23 protein-coding genes are annotated in these 23608 nt (G+C 60.6%); 17 read left to right on the top strand and 6 right to left on the bottom strand.

Annotated features, from left to right (window positions below; all coding sequences use genetic code 11):
- The first annotated feature begins 149 nt into the window (after positions 1-149).
- Positions 150-1736, top strand: coding sequence for an ABC transporter substrate-binding protein (locus tag PI739_RS06890; RefSeq protein WP_044309681.1), 1587 nt, complete (start codon positions 150-152; stop codon positions 1734-1736).
- A gap of 168 nt (positions 1737-1904) precedes the next feature.
- Here the strand turns inward: PI739_RS06890 and radC are convergent, their stop codons facing one another.
- Positions 1905-2579, bottom strand: coding sequence for a RadC family protein (gene radC, locus PI739_RS06885; RefSeq protein WP_003432182.1), 675 nt, complete (start codon positions 2577-2579; stop codon positions 1905-1907).
- Between the two features lie 135 nt (positions 2580-2714).
- Here radC and coaBC point away from each other — a divergent pair, with 135 nt between their 5' ends.
- The 4 genes from coaBC to argB are packed head-to-tail and all read left to right on the top strand — an operon-like array spanning position 2715 to position 7956.
- Positions 2715-3923, top strand: a complete 1209-nt coding sequence (gene coaBC / locus PI739_RS06880) for a bifunctional phosphopantothenoylcysteine decarboxylase/phosphopantothenate--cysteine ligase CoaBC (RefSeq protein WP_003367473.1) — start codon at positions 2715-2717, stop codon at positions 3921-3923.
- Positions 3924-3929: 6 nt separating this feature from the next.
- The gene (gene dut / locus PI739_RS06875; RefSeq protein WP_003367474.1) at positions 3930-4385 is read left to right on the top strand and encodes a dUTP diphosphatase; all 456 of its coding nucleotides are present in this window, start codon (positions 3930-3932) and stop codon (positions 4383-4385) included.
- 51 nt (positions 4386-4436) lie between these two features.
- Positions 4437-7022, top strand: a complete 2586-nt coding sequence (locus PI739_RS24725; RefSeq protein WP_054081213.1) for a phosphomannomutase/phosphoglucomutase — start codon at positions 4437-4439, stop codon at positions 7020-7022.
- Between the two features lie 28 nt (positions 7023-7050).
- A complete protein-coding gene (argB, locus tag PI739_RS06865; RefSeq protein WP_002551508.1) occupies positions 7051-7956 on the top strand; it encodes an acetylglutamate kinase in 906 nt (301 codons plus the stop codon).
- 348 nt (positions 7957-8304) lie between these two features.
- On the opposite strand, the gene PI739_RS06860 is transcribed toward argB, so the two are convergent.
- A complete protein-coding gene (locus tag PI739_RS06860) occupies positions 8305-8937 on the bottom strand; it encodes a hypothetical protein (RefSeq protein ID WP_054081212.1) in 633 nt (210 codons plus the stop codon).
- Between the two features lie 10 nt (positions 8938-8947).
- Positions 8948-9589 (bottom strand): orotate phosphoribosyltransferase, encoded by a 642-nt coding sequence (gene pyrE, locus PI739_RS06855; protein ID WP_002551506.1) that lies wholly within the window; start codon positions 9587-9589, stop codon positions 8948-8950.
- A gap of 82 nt (positions 9590-9671) precedes the next feature.
- Here pyrE and PI739_RS06850 point away from each other — a divergent pair, with 82 nt between their 5' ends.
- Positions 9672-10451 carry a catabolite repression control protein Crc gene (locus PI739_RS06850; protein WP_002551505.1) on the top strand — a complete coding sequence of 260 codons (780 nt, stop codon included), beginning with the start codon at positions 9672-9674 and terminating at the stop codon, positions 10449-10451.
- 68 nt (positions 10452-10519) lie between these two features.
- Here the strand turns inward: PI739_RS06850 and PI739_RS06845 are convergent, their stop codons facing one another.
- Entirely contained in the window at positions 10520-10888 is a 369-nt protein-coding gene (locus PI739_RS06845; RefSeq protein ID WP_003367477.1) for a DUF4870 domain-containing protein, read from the bottom strand.
- A gap of 20 nt (positions 10889-10908) precedes the next feature.
- Positions 10909-11631: a ribonuclease PH gene (gene rph / locus PI739_RS06840; protein ID WP_003313989.1), complete on the bottom strand. Its 723-nt coding sequence runs from the start codon at positions 11629-11631 to the stop codon at positions 10909-10911.
- 313 nt (positions 11632-11944) lie between these two features.
- On the opposite strand from rph, the gene PI739_RS06835 reads away from it, so the two are divergent.
- The 6 genes from PI739_RS06835 to PI739_RS06810 all read left to right on the top strand — a co-directional run bounded on the left by PI739_RS06835 (position 11945) and on the right by PI739_RS06810 (position 17240).
- Complete coding sequence (locus PI739_RS06835; protein WP_003432173.1) at positions 11945-12808, top strand: YicC/YloC family endoribonuclease; 864 nt, start codon at positions 11945-11947, stop codon at positions 12806-12808.
- A 13-nt stretch (positions 12809-12821) separates the two neighbouring features.
- The gene (gene gmk, locus PI739_RS06830; protein WP_003344442.1) at positions 12822-13466 is read left to right on the top strand and encodes a guanylate kinase; all 645 of its coding nucleotides are present in this window, start codon (positions 12822-12824) and stop codon (positions 13464-13466) included.
- A 147-nt stretch (positions 13467-13613) separates the two neighbouring features.
- Entirely contained in the window at positions 13614-13877 is a 264-nt protein-coding gene (rpoZ, locus tag PI739_RS06825; protein ID WP_003320174.1) for a DNA-directed RNA polymerase subunit omega, read from the top strand.
- A 60-nt stretch (positions 13878-13937) separates the two neighbouring features.
- Positions 13938-16043, top strand: coding sequence for a bifunctional GTP diphosphokinase/guanosine-3',5'-bis pyrophosphate 3'-pyrophosphohydrolase (gene spoT, locus PI739_RS06820; RefSeq protein WP_003367484.1), 2106 nt, complete (start codon positions 13938-13940; stop codon positions 16041-16043).
- Between the two features lie 24 nt (positions 16044-16067).
- The gene (locus PI739_RS06815; RefSeq protein WP_003367486.1) at positions 16068-16448 is read left to right on the top strand and encodes a RidA family protein; all 381 of its coding nucleotides are present in this window, start codon (positions 16068-16070) and stop codon (positions 16446-16448) included.
- Between the two features lie 54 nt (positions 16449-16502).
- A complete protein-coding gene (locus PI739_RS06810; RefSeq protein ID WP_054081211.1) occupies positions 16503-17240 on the top strand; it encodes a hypothetical protein in 738 nt (245 codons plus the stop codon).
- A 52-nt stretch (positions 17241-17292) separates the two neighbouring features.
- Here the strand turns inward: PI739_RS06810 and PI739_RS06805 are convergent, their stop codons facing one another.
- Positions 17293-18141, bottom strand: a complete 849-nt coding sequence (locus tag PI739_RS06805; protein WP_054081210.1) for an NAD-dependent epimerase/dehydratase family protein — start codon at positions 18139-18141, stop codon at positions 17293-17295.
- A gap of 209 nt (positions 18142-18350) precedes the next feature.
- On the opposite strand from PI739_RS06805, the gene exbB reads away from it, so the two are divergent.
- The 5 genes from exbB (at position 18351) to recG (ending at position 23579) form a co-directional block, all read left to right on the top strand.
- Complete coding sequence (gene exbB, locus PI739_RS06800; RefSeq protein ID WP_096121094.1) at positions 18351-19304, top strand: tonB-system energizer ExbB; 954 nt, start codon at positions 18351-18353, stop codon at positions 19302-19304.
- A gap of 3 nt (positions 19305-19307) precedes the next feature.
- A complete protein-coding gene (gene exbD / locus PI739_RS06795) occupies positions 19308-19733 on the top strand; it encodes a TonB system transport protein ExbD (RefSeq protein WP_002551495.1) in 426 nt (141 codons plus the stop codon).
- Positions 19730-20476 carry an energy transducer TonB gene (locus PI739_RS06790; RefSeq protein WP_054081208.1) on the top strand — a complete coding sequence of 249 codons (747 nt, stop codon included), beginning with the start codon at positions 19730-19732 and terminating at the stop codon, positions 20474-20476. Before exbD ends, PI739_RS06790 begins: the two co-directional genes overlap by 4 nt.
- A gap of 92 nt (positions 20477-20568) precedes the next feature.
- Positions 20569-21492, top strand: coding sequence for a hydrogen peroxide-inducible genes activator (locus tag PI739_RS06785; protein WP_002551493.1), 924 nt, complete (start codon positions 20569-20571; stop codon positions 21490-21492).
- An 11-nt stretch (positions 21493-21503) separates the two neighbouring features.
- Complete coding sequence (gene recG, locus PI739_RS06780) at positions 21504-23579, top strand: ATP-dependent DNA helicase RecG (protein WP_003367498.1); 2076 nt, start codon at positions 21504-21506, stop codon at positions 23577-23579.
- Positions 23580-23608: the final 29 nt, after the last annotated feature.

Here is a 23608-nt window from a genome sequence, read left to right as displayed (position 1 = left end):
CAGCGGTATGCTCAAGCACTGCGGGGGCACAGGCAAATCGACCGCTCGTCGCGCCGAGACGATTGTTCTGCGCCAGTACATGGTCTAGGGTTAGTCCCTCACCAGACTGCGCCGGCAGATGGGGCCCTTTCTGAACAGGAAATAACGCCATGCGCCTAGCTGCACTCCCATTTCTACTCGTTCCACTCCTGCTTCCCGTCGCTGCCCAGGCATCGAACCTTGTGGTCTGCACCGAAGCCAGCCCCGAGGGCTTTGACGTTGTACAGTACAACTCGCTGACCACCACCAACGCATCGGCCGACGTGCTGATGAACCGCCTTGTGGACTTCGATGCCAAGAGCGGCAAGCTGGTGCCGAGCCTGGCAGAAAGCTGGACCGTGTCCAAAGACGGCCTGACTTACGACTTCAAGCTGCGCGCCGGAGTGAAATTCCACACCACTGACTATTTCAAGCCGACTCGCGAGCTGAGCGCGGATGACGTGCTGTTCAGCTTCCAGCGCATGCTCGACCCGCAGAACCCGTGGCACAAGATCGCCCAGAGCGGTTTTCCGCATGCGCAATCCATGCAGTTGCCCGCGCTGATCAAGAGTATCGAAGCGCCCGATGCACACACCGTGCGCTTTACGCTCAACCATGCGGACTCGACCTTCCTGGCCACGCTGAGCATGGGTTTCGCCTCGATCTATTCAGCCGAATATACCGCGCAGCTGTTGAAGGCGGGCACGCCGGAAAAACTCAACAGCCAGCCGATCGGCACCGGGCCGTTCGTGTTCAAGCGCTTCCAGAAAGACGCCGCGGTGCGCTATGAGGCGTTCGACGATTACTTCGCCGGCAAGTCTGATATCGACACGCTGGTGTATGCCATCACGCCGGACGCCAATGTGCGCCTGCAGAAAATCCGTCAGGACGAATGCCAGATAGCGCTCTCGCCCAAACCTCTGGATATTCAGGCAGCCAGCAAGGACGACTCGCTCAAGGTCGAGAAGACTGAAGCGTTCATGACCGCGTTTGTCGCGATCAACAGCCAGCACCCGCCGTTCGACAAGCCGGAAGTTCGCCAGGCCATCAACCTGGCGTTCGACAAGGACAATTACCTGAAAGCCGTGTTCGAAGGCACCGCTGAAAAAGCCAATGGTCCTTATCCGCCCAATACCTGGAGTTACGCCAAGGACCTGCCTGGCTATCAGCACGATGTTGCCAAGGCCAAGGCGCTGTTGGCCAAGGCCGGTGTAAAGGAAGGCTTCAAGACCACTATCTGGACGCGACCTTCCGGGAGCCTGCTGAACCCGAACCCGAGCCTGGGCGCTCAATTGTTGCAGGCTGACTTGAAGCAGGTCGGCATTGATGCCGAGATCAAGATCATTGAGTGGGGCGAACTGATTCGCCGCGCCAAGGCTGGCGAGCATGACCTGCTGTTCATGGGCTGGGCAGGCGACAATGGCGACCCGGATAACTTCCTGACCCCGCAGTTCTCGTGTGCAGCCGTGCAGTCGGGCACCAATTTCGCCCGTTATTGCGACAAGACACTGGACAAGCTGATCGCAGACGGTAAATCAGTCAGTGACCAGGCCGAACGCAGCAAGCTGTATCACCAGGCCCAGCAGCAGATTCAACAGCAGGCACTGTGGATCCCCCTCGCCCACCCGACGGCTGCAGCCCTGGTACGCAAGGATGTCACTGGCTATCAGGTCAGCCCGTTCGGCAGGCAGGATTTCTATAAAGTGCAGGTCAAGTAAGTCCCCTGGCTGACCTGAGGCTCTCTGGGTGACGTCGTGCCAATGCCTGCATTGGCACGACCCTCTGAAGATCGGACGCAGAGCGTCCAGAACGGCATTACCACGCAGAGCGTGGGAGCGATAATCCGGGTGCCCGCCCCATCGCGCACATTGCTCTGCGTCAGCTCTTTACATCAACCCGCGTTCCACCATCGATAATGGCTCACCGTCTCCCACGATCACGTGGTCAAGCACATGAACATCCACCAGCATCAGCGCTTCCTTGAGGCGCTTGGTCAGGTCGATGTCGGAACGGCTGGGCGTGGTGATACCGGAAGGATGGTTGTGGCAGAGGATCAGACTCGCAGCGTTATGCGCCATCGCTCGTTTTACCACCTGGCGCGGGTGCACGTAGGACGCGTTGATCGTCCCGCGAAACAATATCTCGAAGGTCATGACCCGGTGTTTGTTATCGAGAAACAGGCAGCCGAAGACTTCGTGCGGCTCATGCCGCAGGAGGGCCTTGAGATAGCTGCGAACCTGGGTCGGATTTTCCAGCGCTGACTCACGGCGCAAGGACTCGGCCATATGCCGACGCGCCATTTCCATGACCGCCTGCAACTGAGCGAACTTGGCGGGCCCAAGCCCCAGTTGCGAGGTGAATGCCGACAGATCCGCATCCAGTAACGGTCTGAGCCCGTCAAATTGATTCAGCAGATGACGCGCAAGATCTACGGCGCTTTTTCCAGCCACGCCGGTGCGTAAAAAGATAGCCAGCAACTCGGCGTCGGAAAGGCTTGCCGCCCCCAACTCCAACAAGCGTTCCCGGGGGCGTTCAGCCGCGGGCCAACTGCGAATACTCATAGCACCTCCATGTGATTGGGCACCGCTGTTCCGGTGCGGTCGCTGTGCTATCTTAGCCCATCTTTTTTGCACGACGATCTGGCCTGGGGAGGCGTCATGGCCGTTGTGTGTTCACTTGACCAAAAAGGCAGGTCTATGCAGCGGCTGTATCGAAAACGCATCGTTCTTGGCGTCGGCGGCGGCATCGCGGCCTACAAGGGCGCTGAGCTGGTCCGCCGCCTGCGCGATCAGGGCGCTGAAGTGCGTGTGGTCATGACCCGGGGCGGTGCAGAGTTCATCACCCCGCTGACCATGCAGGCCCTGTCCGGGCACCCGGTGCACCTGGACCTTCTCGACCCGGCCGCCGAGGCCGCGATGGGCCATATCGAACTGGCCAAGTGGGCCGATCTGATCCTCATCGCACCGGCCACCGCCGACCTCATCGCGCGCCTGGCGCAAGGCATCGCCAACGACCTGCTGACCACCATCGTGCTGGCCACCGACGCGACCGTCGCCATTGCCCCGGCGATGAACCAGGCAATGTGGCGCGACGCCTCGGTGCAGGCCAATACCCGTCTGCTCGAAGAGCGCGATTTTCGTGTGTTCGGGCCGGCGTCCGGCAGTCAGGCGTGTGGCGATGTCGGCTTCGGGCGCATGCTGGAGGCCGACGACCTGGCCCAGTGCGCGGCCGACTGCTTCCAGCGCCTGACGCTGACCGGCAAGCATGTGCTGATCACCGCAGGCCCGACCCAGGAAAACATCGACCCGGTGCGCTACATCACCAACCACAGCTCGGGAAAAATGGGCTTTGCTCTGGCCGAAGCGGCTGTGGAGGCCGGCGCTCGCGTCACGTTGATCACCGGGCCGGTCAACCTGCCTACGCCTGATCGCGTCTCGCGCATCGATGTGGTCAGCGCCCGCGACATGCTGGCAGCGTGCGAGGCGGCCATTCCCTGCGACCTGTTCATCGCTTCTGCAGCCGTGGCTGACTACCGTCCGGAAGTCGTTGCCCCGCACAAATTGAAGAAAGATCCTTCGAACGGTGACGGCTTGCTGCTGCAGATGGTGCGCAATCCGGATATTCTGGCGACCATCGCAACCCGCCCTGATCGCCCCTTCAGTGTCGGCTTTGCCGCCGAGACCGAACACCTGCTCGACTACGCTGCCCGCAAGCTCAAGGACAAGAACCTCGACCTGATTGTCGCCAACGATGTCGCCAACCCGAGTATCGGCTTCAACAGCGAGGAAAACGCCTGCAGCGTGATTGACCGGGCGTTGCACGCAACGCTTTTTGCCCAGACCAGCAAGGCCAAGATTGCCCGCCAGCTGGTCACTTTTATCGCCGACCGCATGAATCAGGTTTAACTACGAATGCACGCTCTACAAGCCAAGATCCTCGACCCTCGCATTGGCAACGAATTCCCGCTGCCGGCCTACGCCACTGTCGGCTCGGCTGGCCTGGACCTGCGCGCCATGCTCAAGGAGGACACGGTCCTCGAACCGGGGCAGACCCTGCTGATCCCTACCGGCCTGTCGATTTACATTGGCGATCCGGGCCTTGCTGCGCTGATCCTGCCGCGCTCCGGCCTGGGCCACAAACACGGCATCGTGCTGGGCAATCTGGTGGGCCTGATCGACTCCGATTATCAGGGCGAACTGATGGTCTCCTGCTGGAACCGCGGCCAGGCTGCCTTCAACATCGCCGTCGGCGAGCGCATCGCCCAATTGGTCCTGGTGCCGGTCGTACAAGCGCATTTCGAGCTGGTTGAAGCGTTCGACGAAAGTCAGCGTGGCGCTGGCGGCTTCGGTCATTCCGGCAGTCATTGATCGCCATTCGGCACATAATCCGGGTTCGGGACAAGACTCAGGGAGAGGTCGGTGAAAGGTAGTCAGCACAGCGCTTCACAGCACGCCATACCCGCCGATAACTCGCCTCCGGCTGCGAGCCTCAAAGGACTCGCGCCTGGCCTGGTGCCTGCCGCCATCGGCCTGCTGATTGCTGCGGCACTGGTCTGGACAGCTCTGGCCACCGGTCCGCAGCAACAGGACCAGCTTGTTCAGGCCTGGGGCGGCAGTCAGGCAGCAGCGGTGGGTCTGGCGCTGCATCAGATCAACGCGGACACCCAGTCGGCAGCCTCCGGTGCAGCGCTTGTGCAGACGCTTCAGAGTAATGACGCCGCTGCCCTGCTGGCCGCTCAGGAGCGATTTACCCGTTGGGACGGCCTTGCAGGCGCTCGGCTGTACTCCAAGGGGCTGGCCGATGTGGACACGCAAGGCGCACTGCCCGTCAGTTTCGCCACCCTGGACATGCTCAACAAGGCCGCACAAGGTGAGACGGTCGCCCCGGAGGCGCGCAAGGTCGGCGAGCGCTGGTTGATCTACAGCGCCGCACCGGTGCGTGCCACTGCCACTCAGCCGGTGATGGGTACATTGCTGCTGGCCTTTGACCTGCAGCGCTTGCTCAATGCCTTGCCGACGCTGCCTGCCGATGCCGGGCAAGTGGTGCTCAGCCAGCAATTCGGCAGCGGGCCTGCTCAGGTTTTCCTGCAGCGCGGTCAGGCCGATGACGGCAAAGCCCAGGCCTTCGATACCGGTTATCCAGGCTGGAAACTCGAGTTCACGCCCGGTCCCGGGCTGAAAACCTCTCCATCCGTGATGCTTCTGCTGCTGGCATTGATTATCGCTGCAGCGGGCGTGCTGCTTGGCTTGCACCGCAATGAACGGGCCCTGCAGAAGCGTATTTGCGCCGACGCACGGCAACTGGATCAGCTGCTCCAAGAACTCTCACGCGGAAAAGCCGTCAAACCCTTCGGTTTGAGCCTCCCGGCCCTTAGTGGTCTGGCTCAGGCACTTGCTCGTGTCTCGCTTCGTAGTCAGCCTCAGGCAGCGCCTGTCCTGGCGGCGGGCGAGCAGCGCGATGCAGATATTGCCAAAGGCAGTGCTTCGTCCACCGTGGCTGCATCACGCACCGACTGGACCGATCCGCTGTTTCAAGATACCGATATCCTTGATATCGACCTTCTCGACGAAAACCAGGACTTCCTGAGATCGGAGCATAACCTCGCTATGAACAGCCCAGCATCCGTGGCACCCAACCTTCCCGAGACTATTTTCCGTGCCTACGACATTCGTGGCGTGGTCGGGGACACCCTCAACGCTGAAACGGCTTACTGGATCGGCCGCGCCATTGGCTCTGAAAGCCTGGCGCAGAACGAACCCAACGTCAGCGTTGGCCGCGACGGTCGCCTTTCCGGCCCTGAACTGGTAGAGCAACTGATTCAAGGTCTGCACGACAGCGGCTGCCACGTCAGCGATGTGGGCCTGGTGCCAACGCCTGCGCTGTATTACGCAGCCAACGTGCTGGCCGGCAAGACCGGCGTCATGCTGACCGGCAGCCACAACCCCAAGGACTACAACGGCTTCAAGATCGTCATCGCCGGCGACACCCTCGCCAACGAGCAGATCCAGGCACTGCACGAGCGCATCAAGACCAACAACCTGACGTCGCAGAAAGGCAGCATCACCAAAGTCGACATCCTTGATCGCTACTTCCAGCAGATCAAGAATGACATCGTCATGGCGCGCAAGCTGAAGGTCGTGGTCGACTGCGGCAATGGCGCGGCAGGCGTGATCGCTCCGCAACTGATCGAAGCGCTGGGCTGTGAAGTGATCTCGCTGTTCGCGGAAGTGGACGGCAACTTCCCCAACCATCACCCGGATCCGGGCAAGCTGGAAAACCTGCAGGACCTGATTGCCAAGGTCAAGGAAACCGGTGCCGACCTGGGCCTGGCCTTCGACGGTGACGGCGACCGTGTCGGTGTCGTGACCAACGCGGGCAACGTGGTGTACCCGGACCGCCTGTTGATGCTGTTCGCGCTGGACGTGCTCAAGCGCAATCCGGGTGCCGACATCATTTTCGACGTGAAATGCACACGCCGCCTCACTCCGCTGATCAGCGAACATGGCGGTCGTCCGGTGATGTGGAAAACCGGTCACTCGCTGATCAAAAAAGAAATGAAGAAAAGCGGTGCGCTGCTGGCAGGCGAAATGAGCGGCCACATCTTCTTCAAGGAACGCTGGTTCGGTTTCGATGACGGCATCTACAGCGCAGCACGCCTGCTGGAGATCCTCAGCCAGGAAAAGGCCAATGCCGAAGACCTGTTCGAGACCTTCCCGAACGATATTTCGACGCCTGAAATCAACATCAAGGTGACGGATGTCACCAAGTTCAGCATCATCAAGGCCCTTGAAACGGATGCGCAGTGGGGCGATGCCAAACTGACCACCATCGACGGTGTCCGTGTGGACTATCCGAAGGGCTGGGGTCTGGTTCGTGCTTCCAATACCACGCCGGTACTGGTGCTGCGTTTTGAAGCCGAAACCGAGGCCGAATTGCAGCGTATCAAGGACGTGTTCCACGCAGAACTCAAGAAAGTTGCGCCGGACCTCGACCTGCCATTTTGATTGTTTTTCCTTTTGACTGGAGCCCTGAATGACCCTTGAACGCGATGCCGCCTCTAATGTAGCCAAGGTCCTTTCCGAAGCGCTGCCTTACATTCGCCGCTTTGTCGGCAAGACGCTGGTTATCAAGTACGGCGGCAACGCCATGGAGAGCGAAGAGCTGAAAACCGGCTTTGCGCGCGACATCGTGTTGATGAAGGCGGTGGGCATCAACCCGGTGGTGGTTCACGGCGGCGGGCCGCAGATCGGTGATCTGCTCAAGCGTCTGTCCATCGAGAGCCACTTCATCGACGGCATGCGGGTTACCGATGCGCAAACCATGGATGTCGTGGAGATGGTACTGGGCGGCCAGGTCAACAAGGACATCGTCAACCTGATCAACCGTCACGGCGGCAGCGCGATCGGCCTGACCGGCAAGGACGCTGAGCTGATTCGTGCGAAGAAGCTCACCGTCACGCGCCAGACGCCGGAAATGACCAAGCCCGAAATCATCGACATCGGTCAGGTCGGTGAAGTGGTCGGGGTCAACACCGGGCTGCTCAACATGCTGGTCAAAGGGGATTTCATTCCGGTCATCGCGCCTATCGGCGTGGGCCCGGACGGCGAGTCGTACAACATCAACGCCGACCTGGTCGCAGGCAAGGTTGCCGAAGCCCTCAAGGCCGAGAAGCTGATTCTGCTGACCAACATCGCCGGCCTGATGAACAAGCAGGGCGAAGTCCTGACCGGACTGACCACCGAGCAGGTCGACGGCCTGATCGCCGACGGCACCATCTACGGCGGCATGCTGCCGAAGATTCGTTGCGCGCTGGAAGCGGTTCAGGGCGGCGTCAACAGCTCGCACATCATCGACGGTCGAGTGCCCAACGCGGTCTTGCTGGAGATCTTCACCGACAGCGGTGTAGGTACTCAGATCACCAACCGCAAGCGGCACTGATTCAGACGCAACACCCAAAGGCCCCGTGAGCTAACCCTCACGGGGCCTTTTTGTTGGCTGATGATCGAAACACTATTGTGTCCATGCTCCGCGCTCAGCGTTATACACAAGTCTGCTCTTGATTCTGGCCGCTGGCCTTGGGAGCGAGCTTGCTCGCGAAGAGGCCAGTAGAGCCCCTGAAAATGGGGCGTCTGAACCCTGCTATTCGTGAGCATGCGGATCGCCGCCCGGTCACTCTCACGCACTTAGGGCAGAAGCCCGAAAGTCACGTTTCCCGGGCTCTTCAAGGCTTATGTATAACATTGAGTGCTCCGCGCGGGCACGCCGCTCTGGACGCTCTGCGTCCGGTCATTGAGTCAGGCGCTGGACGCGGGCGCGGTCGACGGCGAAGTCTGCTTCGGCCTTTATGCGTGCGGCCTGATACCCGGCGATGTCGGCTTGCAGTTTCTGCTGCTGATCGCGCAAATCGTTCAGTTGATCGACAAGTGCCTGCTGGACCGGTCGTCCTGCGCGCTCAAGGTCGGCGGCCTGGCCTTGCAGACTGCGCTGCTGCGCCGCCAGCCCCTGAATGTTACCCTGGGCAACGCCAACCAGCGCGTCCAGCTCGGCCAGTTTGCGGGCCTTCATGCGGTCCACTTCAGCGACGCTGCTGTACAGGCTCAGTAGTTGTGCATCGGCGGCGGCCTGGCGTTTGTCTGCCTCGGACTGGCGAATCTGCTCGGCCGTTGGCGCAGGCGGTACGACCTGAACCACCCGACCACGACTGTTGAGCACTTCATAGCCTTTGGCAACGTAGTCGGGCGGCACGCCTTGCGTGTCGATCACCGTCACCCCGCGGCTGTCGACGTAGCGATAAAGCCGTGGCTCAGGTGCGTCGGCCGCTTGGGCGAGTATGGGCGCAAGCATGACCACAGCCAGCAAGGCCCGAAAACCGCTCAGCGCGCCTGAAACCGATCGCCAAGACCTGCCGCCGACTGCCATAGGCACGTCCTCAGATTCCGAATTGCGCGCGATAGGCTTCGACAGCAGGCAGATGCTGCTTGAGTTGCGGATCGTCGGCCAGGAACTCGAGCACCTGATTCAGCGACACGATACTCACCACCGGAATCCCGAAGTCACGTTCGACTTCCTGAATTGCCGACAGCTCGCCATTGCCACGCTCCTGGCGATTGAGCGCGATCAGCACGCCCGCAGCTGTCGCGTCCTGGTCCTTGATGATCTGCATGACCTCACGGATCGCAGTGCCCGCAGTGATCACGTCGTCGATGATCAGCACGTTACCGGTCAGCGGGGAACCCACCAGACTGCCGCCTTCGCCGTGCGCCTTGGCTTCCTTGCGGTTGAAACACCACGGCAGATCACGGTCATGATGCTCGGCCAGCGCCACAGCAGTGGCCGATGCGAGCGGAATGCCCTTGTAGGCCGGACCGAAAAGAACGTCGAAGGCAATACCGCTTTCAACCACGGCTGCCGCGTAGAAACGCCCCAGCTGTGCCAGTGCGGAGCCGGTGTTGAACAGACCCGCATTGAAGAAGTACGGGCTGGTGCGCCCGGACTTGAGAGTGAACTCACCGAAGCGCAGAACACCGCGATCGATGGCAAAACGAATGAAATCGCGTTGATACGCTTGCATGAAAAAAGCTCCGAATACCACGGATTTAGCTAATTAGGTAGAGCTCGGGTATCATACACGCACGTGATTTTTGGGGCCATTTATGCGGATCATCAGTGTGAACGTAAATGGCATTCAGGCTGCGGTCGAGCGTGGTTTGCTCAGCTGGCTGCAAGCTCAGAATGCCGACGTCATCTGCTTACAGGACACCCGCGCCTCCACCTTTGAACTGGACGATCCAGCCTTTCAGCTGGATGGTTACTTCCTCTATGCCTGCGAAGCCGAGGTTCCCGCTCAAGGTGGTGTGGCGCTGTATTCGCGGTTGCAGCCGAAGGCGGTAATCAGCGGCCTCGGCTTCGAGACAGCCGACCGCTACGGGCGCTACCTGCAAGCAGATTTCGACAAGGTCAGTATCGCTACCCTGCTCTTTCCGTCGGGGATGAATGGCGATGAAGACCTGAATCAGAAATTCAAGCTCATGGACGATTTCGGCAAGTACATGGACAAGCAGCGCCGCAAGCGTCGCGAATACATCTACTGCGGATCGCTCTATGTGGCGCAGCAGAAGCTCGATATCAAAAACTGGCGCGACAGCCAGCAGTCGCCGGGCTTTCTCGCGCCCGAGCGCGCCTGGATGGACGAGATCGTCGGCACCATGGGCTACGTCGATGCCCTGCGTGAAGTCAGCCGTGAAGGTGACCAGTACAGCTGGTGGCCGGACAACGAGCAGGCCGAGATGCTGAATCTGGGTTGGCGCTTCGATTATCAGATCCTGACCCCAGGCCTGCGCCGCTTCGTGCGCAGCGCCCGTCTGCCACGCCAGCCGCGCTTCTCGCAACACGCGCCGCTGATCGTGGATTACGACTGGACCCTGACTATCTGATAGCCAAGCGAACAGCGCACACGAAAAAGCCGACTTCAAGTCGGCTTTTTGCGTTGCCTGAAGTGATGCTACTTGATCAGGCGCAAGGTGAACGGATAGCGATAATCGACGCCGTCATTGGCTTTTATCCCGGCAATGATCGCAAGCACTGCGGCTCCGATCCCCACCAGCGTCAGTAACGCAAAGCCGATGATCAGCAGCACCAGCAACATGCTGACGGTGGCCGCAATGGCGACCGTGATCTGAAAGTTCAGCGCTTCCTTGCCTTGCGCGTCGATAAACGGATCGGCATCTTTCTTCAACTGCCAGATAATCAGCGGGCCCAGCAGATTGCCGAACGGAAACATCAGCCCGGCAAACGCCGACAAGTGACAGAACATCGCCCACTGGCGAGCGCTTTGCGGCGGTTTGCTGAACGGTTGCAAGCTGTCACTCATTATCGGACCCCTTCTGGCTATCAGTCGGCCAACGCGGCGCGCTGCAATTCAAACAGCTCGGTCATGCCTTTTTGCGCCAGCGCAAGCATCGCGTTCAGCTCTTCAGGCTGGAATGGCGCGCCTTCGGCAGTGCCCTGTACTTCAATGAAGCCGCCTGCACTGGTCATGACCACGTTCAGGTCGGTTTCGGCAGCCGAGTCTTCGAGGTAGTCCAGGTCGAGCACTGGCTCACCCTGATACATGCCGACCGAAACGGCCGCGATCATCTGCTTGAGCGGGTCGCCGCCTTTCAGGCCGCCGCGCTTCTTGATCACCTTCAGCGCATCCGCCAGAGCAACCATCGCGCCGGTAATAGAAGCCGTACGAGTGCCACCGTCAGCCTGAATGACATCGCAATCGACGTACAGGGTAACGTCGCCCAACTTGGACATGTCCAGCGCAGCGCGCAGCGAACGACCGATCAGGCGCTGGATTTCGAGTGTGCGACCACCCTGCTTGCCGCGGCTGGCTTCGCGCTGATTACGCTCGCCGGTAGCGCGTGGCAGCATGCCGTATTCGGCGGTCAGCCAACCCTGGCCCTGCCCTTTGAGAAAGCGTGGTACGCCGTTTTCGACGCTGACGGTGCAAATCACCTTGGTATCACCAAACTCGACCAGTACAGAACCCTCGGCGTGTTTGGTGTAGTTGCGGGTGATGCGGATCGAGCGGAGCTGATCGGCGGCGCGACCACTTGGACGTTTCATCTGGGATACCTGTACTGAGACGGAAAACTGCTGGGCATTATAGAGGCCACAGCTGCCGCTGGGCATCTCTAAAAGCCGCCAATGCCGATCCAGCAACAATTGAAGGCCCTGGACCAAGGCTTTCGACGCGCAGATGTCGGTTAAAACAACGCCTTGCGTCACTTGTCACACTGTCGGATTGGGAGCCTGCGCCGCACTGCGCTACAATCCTGCGCCTCTACAGCCAGCCGGCTTTCACGACGCCCATGACCGCCACTTCTGCGCGCTCATGAACCGAACCACGCTTTTGAAAGCGAACCAAGAGGTATTTCCCATGGTGCACAGTATGACTGCCTTTGCCCGAGTAGAGCGGGCCGGTGCCCAGGGCACACTGAGCTGGGAACTGCGCTCGGTCAACCACCGCTATCTTGAGCCGCACCTGCGCCTGCCGGAGTCGTTCCGCGATCTGGAAGGCGCGATTCGCGAAGCATTGCGTCAGGGCCTGTCGCGCGGCAAGGTCGAGTGCACACTGCGCTTTGTCGAGGAAACCGCCGGCAAGCCGCTGCAGGTGGATCTTGAACGCGCAGGCCAATTGATCGCCGCAGCCGAGTCGGTTGCCGGCTTGATCAAACAGCCTGCTGCATTGAACCCGCTCGAGGTGTTGGCATGGCCGGGCGTGCTGGTCGCCGATGCCAACGATCCGCAGGTGTTGAACACCGAGGCCCTGAAGCTGTTCAATGATGCGCTGACCGAATTGAAACGCGGCCGCGGGCGCGAAGGTGCAGACCTGGCGCGGCTGCTCGACGAGCGCTTGTCTTCCATCGTCGAAGAAGTCGCCACCTTGCGCACGCTGGTGCCACAGATGCTCGCAACCCAGCGTCAGAAGGTGCTGGATCGCTTTGCCGACATGAAAGCCGAACTCGACCCTCAGCGTCTGGAGCAGGAAATGGTCCTGCTGGCACAGAAAAGCGACGTCGCCGAAGAACTGGACCGCCTCAGCACACACGTCACCGAAGTGCGTCGCGTACTCAAGGCTGGCGGCCAGGCAGGACGCCGCCTTGATTTCCTGATGCAAGAGCTTAACCGCGAAGCTAATACACTGGGCTCCAAGGCCTTTGACCCACGCAGCACGCAGGCCGCCGTCAACCTTAAAGTGTTGATCGAGCAGATGCGTGAGCAAGTGCAGAATATTGAGTAAGGCTGAACCTGACATGACCCATATCACTGGCACCCTGTACATCATTTCCGCTCCGTCCGGTGCGGGCAAGACCAGTCTGGTCAAGGCGCTGATGGACGCTCAGCAAGAGCCTCAGCACGGCGCGCAGGCAAAGATTCGCGTCTCTGTCTCGCACACCACACGCGCCATGCGCCCCGGTGAAGTGGACGGCGTGAACTACAACTTCGTCGATCGTGCCACGTTCCTGAGCATGATCGAGCACGGCGACTTTCTCGAGCAGGCCGAGGTCTTCGGCAACCTGTACGGCACGTCGCAGAGCCACCTGCAGCAGACGCTGGACGAAGGCCACGACCTGATTCTGGAAATCGACTGGCAGGGTGCGCGTCAGGTTCGTGCGCAGATGCCCCAGGCCCGCTCCATCTTCATTTTGCCGCCGACTCAGCAGGCCTTGCGCCAGCGCCTGACCAATCGCGGCCAGGACAGCGACGAGATCATCGAAGCCCGGATGCGTGAAGCGGTCAGCGAAATGAGCCACTACAACGAGTATGAGTACGTCGTGGTCAATGATGACTTCGCCGGCGCACTGGAAGACCTCAAGGCGATTTTCCGCGCCAATCGCCTCACTCAACAGCATCAGCAAGAGCAATACAGCGAGCTTTTTCAGGAGTTGCTGGCTTGATCGAAACGTTTCCAGCCATCAGGCAACAGGTTAAAAGCATGCCGTTGGTGGCATGCCGCTTGATGACTGGTGCTGTCCGCTTGTAAACTACCGAGTCCGCTCGCCCATCCGGGCATCGCGCATCCGCATTTGCTACGAGGAATACCCATGGCCCGCGTAACCGTTGAAGACTGCCTAGAACACGTGGATAACCGCTTTGAGCTGGTCATGCTCTCTACCAAGCGTGCCCGTCAACTGGCAACCGGCGGCAAAGAACCAAAGCTGGCCTGGGAAAACGACAAGCCTACCGTTATGGCCCTGCGTGAAATCGCCGCTGGCGTAATGGATTACTCTGTAATCGCAGAAGCTGAAATCGTTGAAGATGAGCCATTGTTCGCAGCGTTCGAGGACGAGTCCAACGAGGCCGTCTAAGCCTATGCCAGGTCGACGTAGTACGGCGCAGGGTAAAAGCCATTGGCAAGGGGTAGCGCCTTGCCGAGCATAGACGCCCTCGCCGACAGACTGTCGGCCTACCTCGGCAAGGACCAGGTCAATCTGGTCCGCCGAGCGTATTTCTACGCCGAACAAGCCCACGATGGCCAACGCCGTCGCAGCGGTGAAGCCTACGTCACCCATCCCCTTGCGGTGGCGAACATTCTTGCCGACATGCACATGGACCATCAGAGCCTGATGGCTGCGATGCTGCATGACGTCATCGAAGACACCGGGATTGCCAAGGAAGCGCTCAGCGCCCAATTTGGCGAGACCGTCGCGGAACTGGTCGATGGGGTCAGCAAGCTGACCCAGATGAATTTCGAGACCAAGGCCGAAGCCCAGGCGGAAAACTTCCAGAAAATGGCCATGGCCATGGCGCGCGACATTCGCGTCATTCTGGTCAAGCTCGCCGACCGCCTGCACAACATGCGCACGCTGGAAGTCCTGTCTGGCGAAAAGCGTCGGCGCATCGCCAAGGAAACCCTCGAAATCTATGCGCCCATCGCCAATCGGCTGGGCATGCACAGTGTGCGTATCGAATTCGAGGACCTGGGCTTCAAGGCGATGTACCCGATGCGCTCCTCGCGAATCAACCAGGCGGTCAAGCGCGCCAGGGGCAATCGCAAGGAACTGGTCAACAAGATCGAAGAGTCCCTGAGTCATTGTCTGGCCGTCGATGGCATCGAAGGCGACGTCAGTGGGCGGCAGAAACATCTGTATGGCATCTACAAGAAGATGCGCGGCAAGCGTCGCGCCTTCAACGAGATCATGGATGTCTACGCGTTCCGCATCATCGTCGACAAGGTCGACACCTGCTATCGCGTGCTTGGCGCTGTACATAATTTGTACAAACCGCTGCCCGGCCGATTCAAGGATTACATCGCGATCCCCAAGGCCAACGGCTATCAGTCCCTGCACACGACGTTGTTCGGGATGCATGGCGTGCCTATCGAGATCCAGATTCGCACCCGCGAAATGGAAGAAATGGCCAACAACGGCATCGCGGCGCACTGGCTGTACAAGTCCAGTGACGATGAGCAGCCCAAGGGCACTCACGCTCGTGCCCGACAGTGGGTCAAGGGCGTACTGGAAATGCAGCAGCGCGCCGGCAACTCTCTGGAATTCATCGAAAGCGTCAAGATCGACCTGTTCCCGGACGAGGTCTACGTTTTCACCCCCAAAGGCCGGATCATGGAGCTGCCCAAAGGCTCTACGGCAGTGGATTTCGCCTACGCGGTACACACCGATGTCGGCAACAGCTGCATTGCCTGCCGGATCAACCGCCGCTTGGCACCGCTTTCCGAACCGCTGCAAAGTGGCTCGACGGTCGAGATTGTCAGCGCACCCGGCGCACGTCCGAATCCGGCCTGGCTGAACTTCGTCGTCACCGGCAAGGCGCGCACCCATATTCGTCACGCACTCAAGCTGCAACGCCGCTCCGAGTCGATCAATCTGGGCGAGCGACTGCTGAACAAGGTCCTCAACGGCTTTGAATGCAGCCTCGACAAGATCAGCCAGGAACGCATTCAACTGGTGCTCAATGAATACCGTGTCGAAGTGCTGGAAGACCTGCTCGAAGACATTGGCCTGGGTAACCGCATGGCTTATGTCGTTGCCCGCCGCCTGCTGGGCGAAGGCGATCAGTTGCCGAGCCCTGAAGGTCCGCTGGCGATTCGTGGCACCGAAGGCCTGGTGCTCAGCTACGCCAAGTGCTGCACACCGATCCCGGGCGACCCGATTGTCGGCCACCTGTCTGCAGGCAAGGGCATGGTTGTGCACCTGGACAACTGCCGCAACATCAGCGAAATCCGCCACAACCCGGAAAAATGCATCCAGTTATCCTGGGCCAAGGACGTGACTGGCGAATTCAACGTCGAGCTGCGTGTCGAACTTGAGCATCAGCGCGGTCTGATCGCGCTGCTGGCCAGCAGCGTCAACGCGGCGGACGGCAATATCGAAAAAATCAGCATGGACGAACGCGATGGTCGCATCAGCGTGGTCCAACTGGTGGTCAGCGTGCACGACCGCGTGCACCTGGCTCGTGTGATCAAGAAACTGCGCGCCCTGACCGGTGTCACACGCATCACCCGGATGCGCGCGTAGGCCATCCCACTATCAGGAGTTCTCATGACCAAGACTGTCATCACCAGCGATAAAGCCCCTGCGGCCATCGGCCCTTACTCACAGGCCATCAAAGCTGGCAATACCGTCTACATGTCTGGACAGATCCCGCTGGACCCGAGCACCATGGAACTGGTTGAAGGCATCGAAGCCCAGATCACTCAGGTTTTCGAGAACCTCAAGTCGGTTGCCGAAGCGGCGGGCGGATCGTTCAAGGACATCGTCAAATTGAACATCTTTCTGACCGACCTGGGCCACTTCGCCAAGGTCAACGAGCTCATGAGCACCTATTTCACTCAGCCTTATCCGGCCCGTGCGGCCATCGGCGTTGCGGCATTGCCGCGTGGCGCCCAGGTTGAAATGGACGCGATTCTCGTCATCGAATAAATCCCCGACGGAGCGTGCCTTGCGCTCCGTTCTCCCTGAAGGAAGGAATCCGTTATGCGCTCCGCGCTCGCCATCTCGCTGCTCGCCGTCATTATGGGCGGCTGCGCCAGCCACGCCGACCGCAATCCGGACGGCACCTGGATCAACCAGACCGCCATCGACGCCGCCGTCAAGCAAGGCAACTTGCGCCAGGCCCTGCTCGCCAATGGCCCCAACCTGGAGTGGAAAATCAACTCCAAGGCCAATCAGGCCATTTACTCCAATGGCTTCGAGCTCGGCGAAGGCAAGATCGTCAGCGCTGCCGAAGGCAAGCTGCATGTCGATTTCTACGGCAACTTCTTCGAAGACCTGAGCGTCAAGGGTGACGAACTGGTCCAGGCGGCCAGCGAGTCAGGCCCTGAACAGCACTTCCAGAAACCCGAAGATCCGGCTCCGGACGGCGCTCAGCCAGGCAGCAGCTTCGAGAAAGCGCTGTATGGCGCCTACATGGGCGGCAAATGGACGGTCGTAGAGGGCGATGGCCAGGGCGGCACCGTGCAATTCATGCCTGACGGCAGTGTGCAGGGGCTTCCGGAAAACGATCGTTACGCGCTCTGCCTGGCAGGCGATTGTGCAGCCATGAGCGGCGAATACGACAGCATGTGGCTGGAGAAAGCCGAGAAAGGCAACCCGTGGATTTTCGCCCGCAAAGGCAAGCAGCTGGAGATATTCCAGGCGGTGAACAACGCTGGCGCCGACCAGATGCCCGAGCTGCGTCCCGGCCCACGTCGCTGGTTGCTCGAACAGCAGTAAGCGATTCAGGTATCAGGAGCGCTCTTCACGGCGCTCCTGATCAACCACCGTTCTAGCCCAGCAACGCCGCATAGCCCGCCCGATAATCCGGGTACATCGGCGCCCATCCCAATGCTCGCGCCCTGGCATTACTGCAACGCTTGCTGCCCACGCGCTGCACGCTGACCTCCTCCGACCACTCGGTCACCCCCAGATACTCACGTATCCACGCCACCACATCGGCCAGCGCGGCCGGATCGTCGTCGACGCCCAGATAACAACTCTCCAGCGCAACGCCGCGTTGATCCGCCAGCAGCAGGTGCCCGAGCAGACCGGCCGCATCGTCGGCATGAATGCGATTGGCGTAGACCGGCGGATCGATCCTCACGCTGTGCCCCTGACGAACGCGATTCGACAGGTCACTGCGGCCTGGGCCGTAAATACCGGTCAATCTCACCGCCGTGGCCGGCAGTCCGCTGTTCAGCGCGACCTGCTCGGCTTCCAGCATCACCGTGCCGGTGTAGTTGCCGGGCTCGGTGGCGGAGGTTTCATCCACCCACTCACCATTCTGCTGACCATAAACACCGCTGCTTGAAACAAAGATCAAGCGCTTTGGCCGCTGCCCGGTCTGCTCGAGCCAGCTCAATACGTTACGCAGCCCCTCGACGTAAGCCATCCGGTAACCCGCTTCGTCACGCTGCGAGGGGGTCGCGCAATACACCACATAATCCAGTGCCGCAGCTGGCCAGTGCGCAGGTTTTGGCGTCTCGAACAGATCGCCCGCCACACCGTGAACACCGGCAGGAAGCTCGGAAACAGTGCGCCGCAGCCCATGCACGGTCCAGCCGTGAGGCAGCAGGCGGTTAGCGAGTCGCGAACCAATGTCGCCACAGCCGGCGATCAGAAGTGAGGGAGCAGTCATTCGGTATCTCCAGAAAAGGCAGTGTCAGTATCGTTAAAAACGCTCATCGACAGGCAAGCGTTCGGGCGAATATGTAAAAAAAGATACTGTATTACTTTTGTTAACAAGAACGATTTGCAATAATGGCGGCCCATTCGTTCCCCGTAAGCGCCGACAGCACCAAGCGACGCACTGGAACCATCCCCTTTTTCCTCTCAGGTCCGGCCAGCATGAAACGCATTCAATCAATCGCTTCGCCTACCCAGATGCCTCGCCTGCCTCGTGCATGGCGCGGTATCGCAGCCCTTGTCTTGAGCCTGATGTTCGTCCCCATGGCACTTGCGGATCAGTCGGCTCCGACCGCGGCCCCTGCGACCTCAAGCGCACCTGCGGCAACGACACCTGCTGCACCTGACGCAGCAGCCCCGGTGCAGGCCATGGAGCCTGTCGCCGAAGACAACAGCCTGGGCATGGCGCATGACCTGTCGCCGTGGGGCATGTATCAGAATGCCGACGTCGTGGTCAAAGCGGTCATGATCGGTCTGGCCATTGCCTCGATCATTACGTGGACCATCTGGATCTCCAAGGGTTTCGAGCTGCTGGGTGCCAAGCGCCGGTTGCGCGGCGAAATCGTTAATCTGAAAAAAGCCCGCTCCCTGACTGAAGCGAGCGCCACCGCCAGCAAGGAAGGCACCCTCGCCCACCTGCTGGTGCATGACGCCCTCGAGGAGATGCGCCTTTCGGCCAACAGCCGTGAGCGTGAAGGGATCAAGGAGCGTGTCAGCTTCCGTCTCGAGCGCCTGGTCGCCGCCTGTGGCCGCAACATGAGCATGGGCACCGGCGTGCTGGCGACCATCGGTTCGACTGCGCCGTTCGTGGGCCTGTTCGGTACGGTATGGGGCATCATGAACAGCTTCATCGGCATCGCCAAGACCCAGACCACCAACCTCGCCGTGGTCGCCCCCGGCATCGCCGAAGCCCTTCTGGCCACTGCCCTGGGCCTGGTCGCCGCGATCCCTGCGGTGGTGATCTACAACGTCTTCGCCCGCTCCATCGCCGGTTACAAGGCTCAGGTGTCCGATGCCTCGGCACACGTTCTGCTGCTGGTCAGCCGCGATCTGGATCATCTGCCTGAGCCGTCCGAGCGCAATCAACAACAACCGCACATGGTCAAGGTGGGCTAACACGTGGGCCTGCATCTTAATGAAGGCGGCGACGATCTCGCCGAGAACCATGAAATCAACGTGACGCCGTTCATCGACGTCATGCTGGTGCTGTTGATCATCTTCATGGTGGCTGCGCCGCTGGCGACCGTAGACATCAAGGTTGATCTACCGGCGTCTACCGCCACACCGCAGCCCAGACCCGAGAAGCCGATCTTTCTCAGCGTGAAAACCGACAAGAGCCTGTACCTGGGCGAAGAGAAGGTTGCCCGCGAGCAGATCGGTCAGGTGCTGGACGCCCGCACCAAGGGCAAGAAAGACACCACGATCTTCTTCCAGGCCGACAAGGGCGTGGATTACGGCGATCTGATGGAGGTCATGAACACGCTTCGGGGTGCGGGTTACCTGAAGGTCGGTCTGGTAGGTCTCGAGACGGCTGGTAAGAAATGATCAGTACGCGCCAAAAACTGACGCGCTATAGCGGTAGTCTGTTGTTGGTGCTGGCCGTGCACGCCATCGCAATCATCATTGCCGTTCGCTGGCCCGCCTCTCAGGCGATCGAGCTGCCACCGGCAGCCATGATGGTCGAGCTTGCGCCTCTGCCAGAGCCCGCACCGCCGCCACCACCGAAGGTCGTTCAGCCGCCCCCGCCGCCAGCACCGGAGGAGCCGACACCGGTGCCGGAAGTCGTGCAGGCGCCGAAGCCGGAAATCGTGGTGCCCAAGAAGGTCGAGAAGCCCAAGCCCAAACCGCAGCCGCCAAAGCCGCAGAAGAAGCCTGAGCCGCCCAAGGAGAAGCCTGCTGACGAAAAGCCGGTCGATACACCGCCGACCACGGCGCAACCGGAAAAGCCGGTGGCTCCCAAGCCTGCTCCTGCACCTTCGCCACCCAGCAACGCATTGCCGAACTGGCAGGGCGATTTGCTCGGTCATCTGAGCAAGTACAAGAAGTACCCTGAGGATGCACGCCGTCGTGGCATGCAGGGTGTCGCTCGCTTGCGCTTTGTGGTGGACGCTGACGGCAACGTGCTTTCCTACTCGATTGCCAATAGTTCAGGCAGCCCTTCGCTGGATCGAGCGACCATGGAAATGATCCGTCGCGCTCAGCCTTTGCCCAAGCCGCCGAAGGAAATTCTCAACAACGGCACCATTGAAATCCTCGCACCGTTCGTTTATTCGCTGGATAAACGCTGAATTGTACTTTTGTTACCCATAAGTACTTCTGATAACGTGCGTCTATCGATCGCACCCGCTATGCTGGGGTCGCAACTTCATGGACGCACGTTATGACTCTTACAGAATTGCGCTACATCGTTACGCTCGCCCAGGAGCAGCACTTTGGCCATGCGGCGGAACGCTGCCATGTCAGCCAGCCAACGCTGTCGGTGGGTGTCAAAAAACTCGAAGACGAACTCGGCGTGCTCATTTTCGAGCGCAGCAAGAGCGCTGTGCGCCTGACACCGGTCGGTGAAGGCATCGTTGCGCAGGCGCAGAAAGTGCTGGAGCAGGCCCAGGGTATTCGCGAGCTGGCCCAAGCCGGCAAGAACCAGCTGACCGCCCCGCTGAAAGTCGGCGCGATCTACACCGTCGGTCCCTACCTGTTTCCTCACCTGATCCCGCAACTGCACCGGGTCGCCCCGCAGATGCCGTTGTACATCGAGGAAAACTTCACGCATGTGCTGCGCGACAAGCTGCGTAACGGTGAGCTGGATGCCGTCATCATTGCCTTGCCGTTCAACGAAGCCGACGTACTGACCCTGCCGCTTTACGACGAACCGTTCTCTGTCCTGATGCCGGCCGACCATCCCTGGACTCAGAAAGAGACCATCGATGCCTCGGCGCTCAACGACAAGAGCCTGCTATTGCTGGGCGAAGGTCACTGCTTCCGTGATCAGGTTCTGGAGGCCTGCCCGACGCTGGGCAAAGGCAACGAAGGTGCCAAGCACACGACAGTAGAGTCCAGCTCGCTGGAAACCATTCGGCACATGGTCGCCTCCGGGCTGGGCATTTCGATCCTGCCGCTGTCGGCAGTCGACAGCCATCACTACGCGCCCGGCGTGATCGAAGTGCGCCCACTGACGCCGCCCGTGCCTTTCCGCACGGTCGCCATCGCCTGGCGTGCAAGCTTCCCGAGGCCCAAAGCCATCGAAATCCTCGCTGACTCTGCACGCCTGTGCTCGGTGGCACGTCCGAAAACAGTCGCTAGCTAGGCAGAACAGAAATGAGCGAGCTTTCCAGGGTCTCGGTCACGGCGCTCAAGGGTGTCGGCGAAGCGATGGCAGAAAAGCTGGCCAAGGTCGGGCTGGAAACCCTGCAGGACGTGCTGTTCCATCTGCCGCTGCGTTATCAGGACCGCACGCGCATCGTACCGATCGGTGCGTTGCGTCCTGGTCAGGATGCCGTCATCGAAGGCGTGGTCAGCGGTGCCGATGTGGTGATGGGCAAGCGTCGCAGTCTGCTGGTACGGCTGGGCGACGGCACCGGGGTCGTCAGCCTGCGCTTCTACCACTTCAGCAACGCCCAGAAAGAAAGCATGAAGCGTGGCACGCACCTGCGTTGCTTCGGCGAAGCGCGTCCCGGTGCTTCCGGACTGGAAATCTATCACCCGGAATATCGGGCGATTACCGGTGATGAGCCCGCGCCTGTCGAACAGACCCTCACGCCGATCTACCCGACGACCGAAGGCCTGACCCAACAGCGTCTGCGCCAGTTGTGCCAGCAGAGCCTGGCGATGCTCGGCCCCAAAAGTCTGCCGGACTGGCTGCCTGACGAGCTGGCCCGCGATTATCAGCTGGCGCCGCTGGACGATGCGATCCGTTACCTGCATCACCCACCCGCCGATGCCGACGTGGAGGAGCTCGCCCTCGGGCATCACTGGGCGCAGCACCGGCTGGCGTTCGAAGAACTGCTGACTCACCAGCTTTCCCAGCAGCGCCTGCGTGAAAGCCTGCGTTCACAGCGCGCACCGGCATTGCCCGTTGCGAAAAAGCTGCCGAAACAGTTTCTCGCCAACCTCGGCTTTGCCCCCACCGGCGCGCAGCAGCGTGTCGGCAAGGAAGTGGCCTATGACCTGAGTCAGCCCGAGCCGATGCTGCGGCTTATTCAGGGCGATGTGGGGTCGGGCAAGACCGTGGTCGCCGCGCTGGCAGCCTTGCAAGCACTGGAAGCAGGTTATCAAGTGGCGCTGATGGCGCCCACCGAGATTCTCGCCGAGCAGCACTACATCAACTTCCAGCGCTGGCTCGAGCCCTTGGGCGTGGGCGTTGCATGGCTGGCGGGCAAGCTCAAGGGCAAGGCGCGCGTCGCGTCTCTGGAGCAGATCGCCGGTGGCACACCCATGGTGGTCGGCACCCATGCGCTGTTTCAGGACGAAGTGCAGTTCAAGAACCTGGCGCTGGTGATCATCGACGAGCAACACCGGTTCGGCGTGCAGCAACGCCTGGCGCTGCGCAAAAAAGGGGTTGGCGGTCTGATGTGCCCGCATCAGCTGATCATGACTGCCACACCGATCCCGCGCACGCTGGCCATGAGCGCCTACGCCGATCTGGACACTTCGATCCTCGACGAACTGCCGCCGGGCCGGACGCCAGTCAATACCGTGCTGGTTGCCGATAGCCGCCGCCTGGAAGTCGTTGAGCGGGTGCGCGCCGCGTGCGCAGAAGGTCGCCAGGCCTATTGGGTGTGCACGCTGATCGAAGAATCCGAAGAGCTGACCTGCAAGGCCGCTGAAACCACGTACGAAGAATTGAGCAGTGCGTTGGGTGACGTGCGCGTCGGACTGATTCACGGGCGCATGAAGCCCGCAGAAAAAGCCGCGATCATGGCCGAGTTCAAGCAAGGTGCACTGCAATTGCTGGTGGCGACGACGGTCATCGAAGTCGGTGTCGACGTGCCGAACTCCAGCCTGATGATCATCGAGAACCCCGAGCGCCTCGGCTTGGCGCAGCTGCACCAGCTACGCGGCCGCGTCGGGCGCGGCAGCGCGGTGAGTCATTGTGTGCTGCTCTACCATCCGCCGCTTTCACAGATCGGACGGCAACGACTGGGCATCATGCGCGAAACCAACGATGGTTTCGTCATCGCCGAAAAAGACCTCGAACTGCGTGGCCCCGGTGAGATGCTCGGCACCCGACAAACGGGCCTTCTGCAATTCAAGGTCGCCGACCTGATGCGTGACGCGGACCTGCTGCCGGCCGTACGCGACGCGGCTCAGGCCCTGTTGGAGCGCTGGCCCCAACATGTCAGCCCCCTGCTCGACAGATGGCTGCGTCATGGCCAGCAGTATGGCCAGGTGTGATGCAGGCTACGCTTTATAAACCGCGTGCG

The sequence above is a fragment of the Pseudomonas cerasi genome, from assembly GCF_027983475.1.
Lineage (GTDB): Bacteria > Pseudomonadota > Gammaproteobacteria > Pseudomonadales > Pseudomonadaceae > Aquipseudomonas > Aquipseudomonas cerasi.
The sequence above is the reverse complement of the archived record's forward strand: the minus strand, read 5'-3'. Positions and strand labels throughout refer to the sequence as shown.

Coding starts and splice junctions, on each gene's coding strand:
- argB (WP_002551508.1), top strand. CDS start 7,051: ATGACCCTTGAACGCGATGCCGCCTCTAATGTAGCCAAGGTCCTTTCC.
- rph (WP_003313989.1), bottom strand. CDS start 11,631: ATGAAACGTCCAAGTGGTCGCGCCGCCGATCAGCTCCGCTCGATCCGC.
- PI739_RS06850 (WP_002551505.1), top strand. CDS start 9,672: ATGCGGATCATCAGTGTGAACGTAAATGGCATTCAGGCTGCGGTCGAG.
- PI739_RS06845 (WP_003367477.1), bottom strand. CDS start 10,888: ATGAGTGACAGCTTGCAACCGTTCAGCAAACCGCCGCAAAGCGCTCGC.
- dut (WP_003367474.1), top strand. CDS start 3,930: ATGCACGCTCTACAAGCCAAGATCCTCGACCCTCGCATTGGCAACGAA.
- PI739_RS06810 (WP_054081211.1), top strand. CDS start 16,503: ATGCGCTCCGCGCTCGCCATCTCGCTGCTCGCCGTCATTATGGGCGGC.
- pyrE (WP_002551506.1), bottom strand. CDS start 9,589: ATGCAAGCGTATCAACGCGATTTCATTCGTTTTGCCATCGATCGCGGT.
- PI739_RS06790 (WP_054081208.1), top strand. CDS start 19,730: ATGATCAGTACGCGCCAAAAACTGACGCGCTATAGCGGTAGTCTGTTG.
- PI739_RS06785 (WP_002551493.1), top strand. CDS start 20,569: ATGACTCTTACAGAATTGCGCTACATCGTTACGCTCGCCCAGGAGCAG.
- PI739_RS06890 (WP_044309681.1), top strand. CDS start 150: ATGCGCCTAGCTGCACTCCCATTTCTACTCGTTCCACTCCTGCTTCCC.
- coaBC (WP_003367473.1), top strand. CDS start 2,715: ATGCAGCGGCTGTATCGAAAACGCATCGTTCTTGGCGTCGGCGGCGGC.
- recG (WP_003367498.1), top strand. CDS start 21,504: ATGAGCGAGCTTTCCAGGGTCTCGGTCACGGCGCTCAAGGGTGTCGGC.
- rpoZ (WP_003320174.1), top strand. CDS start 13,614: ATGGCCCGCGTAACCGTTGAAGACTGCCTAGAACACGTGGATAACCGC.
- gmk (WP_003344442.1), top strand. CDS start 12,822: ATGACCCATATCACTGGCACCCTGTACATCATTTCCGCTCCGTCCGGT.
- PI739_RS06860 (WP_054081212.1), bottom strand. CDS start 8,937: ATGGCAGTCGGCGGCAGGTCTTGGCGATCGGTTTCAGGCGCGCTGAGC.
- PI739_RS06815 (WP_003367486.1), top strand. CDS start 16,068: ATGACCAAGACTGTCATCACCAGCGATAAAGCCCCTGCGGCCATCGGC.
- PI739_RS06805 (WP_054081210.1), bottom strand. CDS start 18,141: ATGACTGCTCCCTCACTTCTGATCGCCGGCTGTGGCGACATTGGTTCG.
- radC (WP_003432182.1), bottom strand. CDS start 2,579: ATGAGTATTCGCAGTTGGCCCGCGGCTGAACGCCCCCGGGAACGCTTG.
- PI739_RS06835 (WP_003432173.1), top strand. CDS start 11,945: ATGGTGCACAGTATGACTGCCTTTGCCCGAGTAGAGCGGGCCGGTGCC.
- exbB (WP_096121094.1), top strand. CDS start 18,351: ATGAAACGCATTCAATCAATCGCTTCGCCTACCCAGATGCCTCGCCTG.